Annotated in this window: 3 protein-coding genes, 3 tRNA genes and 1 rRNA gene; 1 reads left to right on the forward strand and 6 read right to left on the reverse strand. The window is 60.4% G+C overall.

Annotated elements, in window-relative coordinates; translation table 11 throughout:
* From BFF94_RS37420 to BFF94_RS37440, 5 genes are all read right to left on the reverse strand, one after another.
* The coding region (locus BFF94_RS37420) for a GTP-binding protein (protein WP_246637512.1) at positions 1-214 on the reverse strand (214 nt) is incomplete at its 3' end.
* Between the two features lie 64 nt (positions 215-278).
* Positions 279-353 (reverse strand) — tRNA-Thr (locus BFF94_RS37425).
* Positions 354-378: 25 nt separating this feature from the next.
* A tRNA-Gly gene (locus BFF94_RS37430) sits at positions 379-452 on the reverse strand.
* A 43-nt stretch (positions 453-495) separates the two neighbouring features.
* Positions 496-581: transfer RNA gene (locus BFF94_RS37435), tRNA-Tyr, on the reverse strand.
* 115 nt (positions 582-696) lie between these two features.
* A complete protein-coding gene (locus BFF94_RS37440; RefSeq protein WP_128848427.1) occupies positions 697-1131 on the reverse strand; it encodes a hypothetical protein in 435 nt (144 codons plus the stop codon).
* A gap of 185 nt (positions 1132-1316) precedes the next feature.
* Between BFF94_RS37440 and BFF94_RS37445 the strand changes: the two genes are divergently transcribed.
* Positions 1317-1490 carry a hypothetical protein gene (locus BFF94_RS37445; RefSeq protein ID WP_219140462.1) on the forward strand — a complete coding sequence of 58 codons (174 nt, stop codon included), beginning with the start codon at positions 1317-1319 and terminating at the stop codon, positions 1488-1490.
* Positions 1491-2827: 1337 nt separating this feature from the next.
* Here BFF94_RS37445 and rrf read toward each other — a convergent pair.
* Positions 2828-2940: ribosomal RNA gene (gene rrf, locus BFF94_RS37450) — 5S ribosomal RNA — on the reverse strand.
* Positions 2941-3107: the final 167 nt, after the last annotated feature.

Genomic DNA, 3107 nt, shown 5'->3' on the forward strand with positions numbered 1-3107 from the left:
TTTCGTACTCGACGTGTGCCGTGTTGATCGTGATGCCGCGCGCCTTTTCTTCCGGTGCCGCGTCGATCTGGTCGTACGCCTTCGCTTCGCCACCAAACTTCTTCGTCAGAACCGTCGTGATCGCTGCCGTCAGCGTCGTCTTGCCGTGGTCAACGTGACCAATCGTACCAACGTTCACGTGCGGCTTCGTCCGCTCGAATTTACCCTTGGCCATTTTCGACTCCCAAAAGGAATTTCACAGGTTGCGCCGCGCGCAAACAGACACCGACTTGTACTGCTGGTGCCCATGGGCAGGATCGAACTGCCGACCTCTCCCTTACCAAGGGAGTGCTCTACCACTGAGCCACATGGGCGCTTTTACGCTTCAACTTCACGGACTGGAGCGGGTGAAGGGAATCGAACCCTCGTCGTAAGCTTGGAAGGCTTCTGCTCTACCATTGAGCTACACCCGCACGGGCTACCAACGATTCCCTGCCGCTCTTCAAGCTGATGTTCTGGTGGAGGAGGTTGGATTCGAACCAACGTAGGCGTAAGCCAACAGATTTACAGTCTGCCCCCTTTAGCCACTCGGGCACCCCTCCGTAGAGAACTGACGATTATGGGGGTGCATCGCACTCCTGTCAAGCACATCCGGAAGATTATTTTCACTCTCTTCCCAATCCTTGCTTCACTCGCCGATCTCCCGCCCTCGCCCGGCTAAGGCAAGCACGCGATATTACCGATCAGCGCCACATCTTCGTCAGACTCCGCCTTCAGCGTTGATCTGCATCTACGCTGAAAACGAAAGACCGCCATCTTACGACCTCTTGCGCACAATGCCAAGCGGGTAGACGCAAAATTTCCGCAAATTTCGTGCCGGGCAGCTTCATCGACCCCGTAAGTCGGCGCTGGCGGGAAGCAGGGCACGCCATGACAGGCACCGCCGGAGCGACCTGCGGGCGATATACGCGACAGGATTTTCGCGCGCTTTCCGGCAACTGCATCGGACATTGCCCGAATTTCCGGCGAGGGATCGTAGCCGTCTTCCCCGTCTTTGCCGACCTCTGCGGCAATCGCGATGCCATCCTTGGTCACCTGCCCGCGTTCGGGGCGAATCCTCATGCCCTGCTTGCTCTTGATAATGGCCTTCATGGCTTTGACCGCCCAAGCCGACGGACCGGCGGACCGGCGGACACCTGGCGTCGCTCGAGCTCCATCGCGAAGATCCGTCAGCGGGCCCTGGCTGACAGCAGCACCCGGGACGCCCGAAGGCGGCCGCGGCGCTCAACGCGCATGACAGGTTGAGGCCGACGCTCGACGCCGGGTGTCTTGGCGCAATGCGTGTCGGTTCGATCGCGGCGCATCCCACGAGTCAGGAGGCCATTGCGTATGCGTGGCTGCTCAACGATGCGGCCGCGCACATCGTCGCCGCAGGCGCCGACGATGACGCGCCGCAAGATCGGTCCGACAGCCGCCTGCTTCGACGTGTTGCAGCCAATGCCTGGCGATGACATGCGACCACGCCCGGGATGCCCAGTAACCTCTGGCGGCGCTATCTCGGTGAATGTTCCGCAGTGCGGCGTCCATTACGTCGCACCGTCGCTCAGGCCAACCAACGCCAGCATCCGGTCGGCTTATTGCGGCGAATCGGCGACGTATACGCGACATCCAGCGTGCCCATACGATGTCCGCCTCGTTCATCCGAGCACGGATATCTGCGCGAGGTTCGACGTCGGCGCGTTCTCCACGTCTCATACGCCCGAAGGCGCCGGAAAGCTGACATGCGACACTAGGTCGTCCACGCCGGCGCCTCGCTGCCCGGCGATGCTCGTGCTGACTCGAGATCAAGGCCGGAACACGACGCACCAGTTTTCGCCGGCCGAGCGCTCCACGCTCGGCGATCCGAGCATCGCGCGCACGGTACGATCGACCGGCATCGGCGCAGGCAGCACGCACGTCGCGCAAATGGGCGAAGGGCGAGACTGCTTTGGCGGTACCGCCTATTCGTTCACCGAAAAATATCTACGTGTCGCGAGACGGCCAGCCCGTGCCCGTCAAAAGGAACAGCGCGGATTTCTGACGACATCCGGCCGGCAAGTTCGCACACATGCGGTTGGCACTACGGACAGGTCTTTCTTTGCGAGGATTACACGCCCTCGCCTCGAATTAACTTAAGTAAAGATACGGCGAATTGAGCTCAGAATAGCGCTTGATAACGACACGATGCGATCCACGACGCAATTCAGTCGCGCCGCTTCAATTGGAATCGATCGTTCAGAGCGCGCGACAAGAACGCGCCGCAAGTCGCGGCATACGATACGCAACGCTCGGCTCACGCTGACGGCGCATGTGGTGCCGGTGGTCGCGGGCATGCTCCATGACCGCGGAATGGCGGTCGCGATTTTCGTAGAGGATGTGTTCAATACGCCGACGAACCGGACGCGATAGCCGATCATCGAGAGGCAGGACGATACCTCGCAAAGCTGCACCCGTGACGAACAAATTCGCGTGGAAAGTTGCAACGGAGAAGTTGCCGGGGCTGATCGGTCTGGCTATCGACCTGATCCCTGTCGCTGCGGAGCGGTACGTAAAGGAGCACACCGGGAGATTCGACCTGATCCCTGTCGCCGCGAACAGTGGATGGGGGAGGATGCCGGCCTCGGTAGCGCCAGAGTTGCCGGTACAGGCCTGCCCGGGCGGCCTGAGTGCGCTATGCGCCACTCCTGGAGACGATCCCGGCCTGAATCGGCAGCCCAGCTCCGAGCCAAACTATCGATCCCCCGTGCACATTTCCGTCGCTCCAATGCAAAAACCCCCGCCTTTCGGGCGGGGGTTCTTGGCTTAGGGAGCCTGACGATTACCTACTTTCACACGGGAACCCGCACTATCATCGGCGTAGAGTCGTTTCACGGTCCTGTTCGGGATGGGAAGGGGTGGGACCGACTCGCTATGGTCATCAGGCAAAGAGGGGTGTTGCGCTGCTTCGCAGCACAACCAATCTTGGAAGAAGCAGTAATTTTTGAGTTGTGTGTATCACACACGAGAATCCAACCTGTCGCCTGGATCGCGGCCAGTGCTTTCGCACGGCGCCGATCGACAAGGCAGACTTGTTATAGGATCAAGCCTTA

Source organism: Burkholderia catarinensis, assembly GCF_001883705.2.
GTDB classification, from domain to species: Bacteria; Pseudomonadota; Gammaproteobacteria; order Burkholderiales; family Burkholderiaceae; genus Burkholderia; species Burkholderia catarinensis.

Bases quoted from the DNA above. Each gene is read 5' to 3' on its own strand.
- BFF94_RS37440 (WP_128848427.1), bottom strand. From the start codon at position 1,131: ATGAAGGCCATTATCAAGAGCAAGCAGGGCATGAGGATTCGCCCCGAA.
- BFF94_RS37445 (WP_219140462.1), top strand. From the start codon at position 1,317: ATGCGTGTCGGTTCGATCGCGGCGCATCCCACGAGTCAGGAGGCCATT.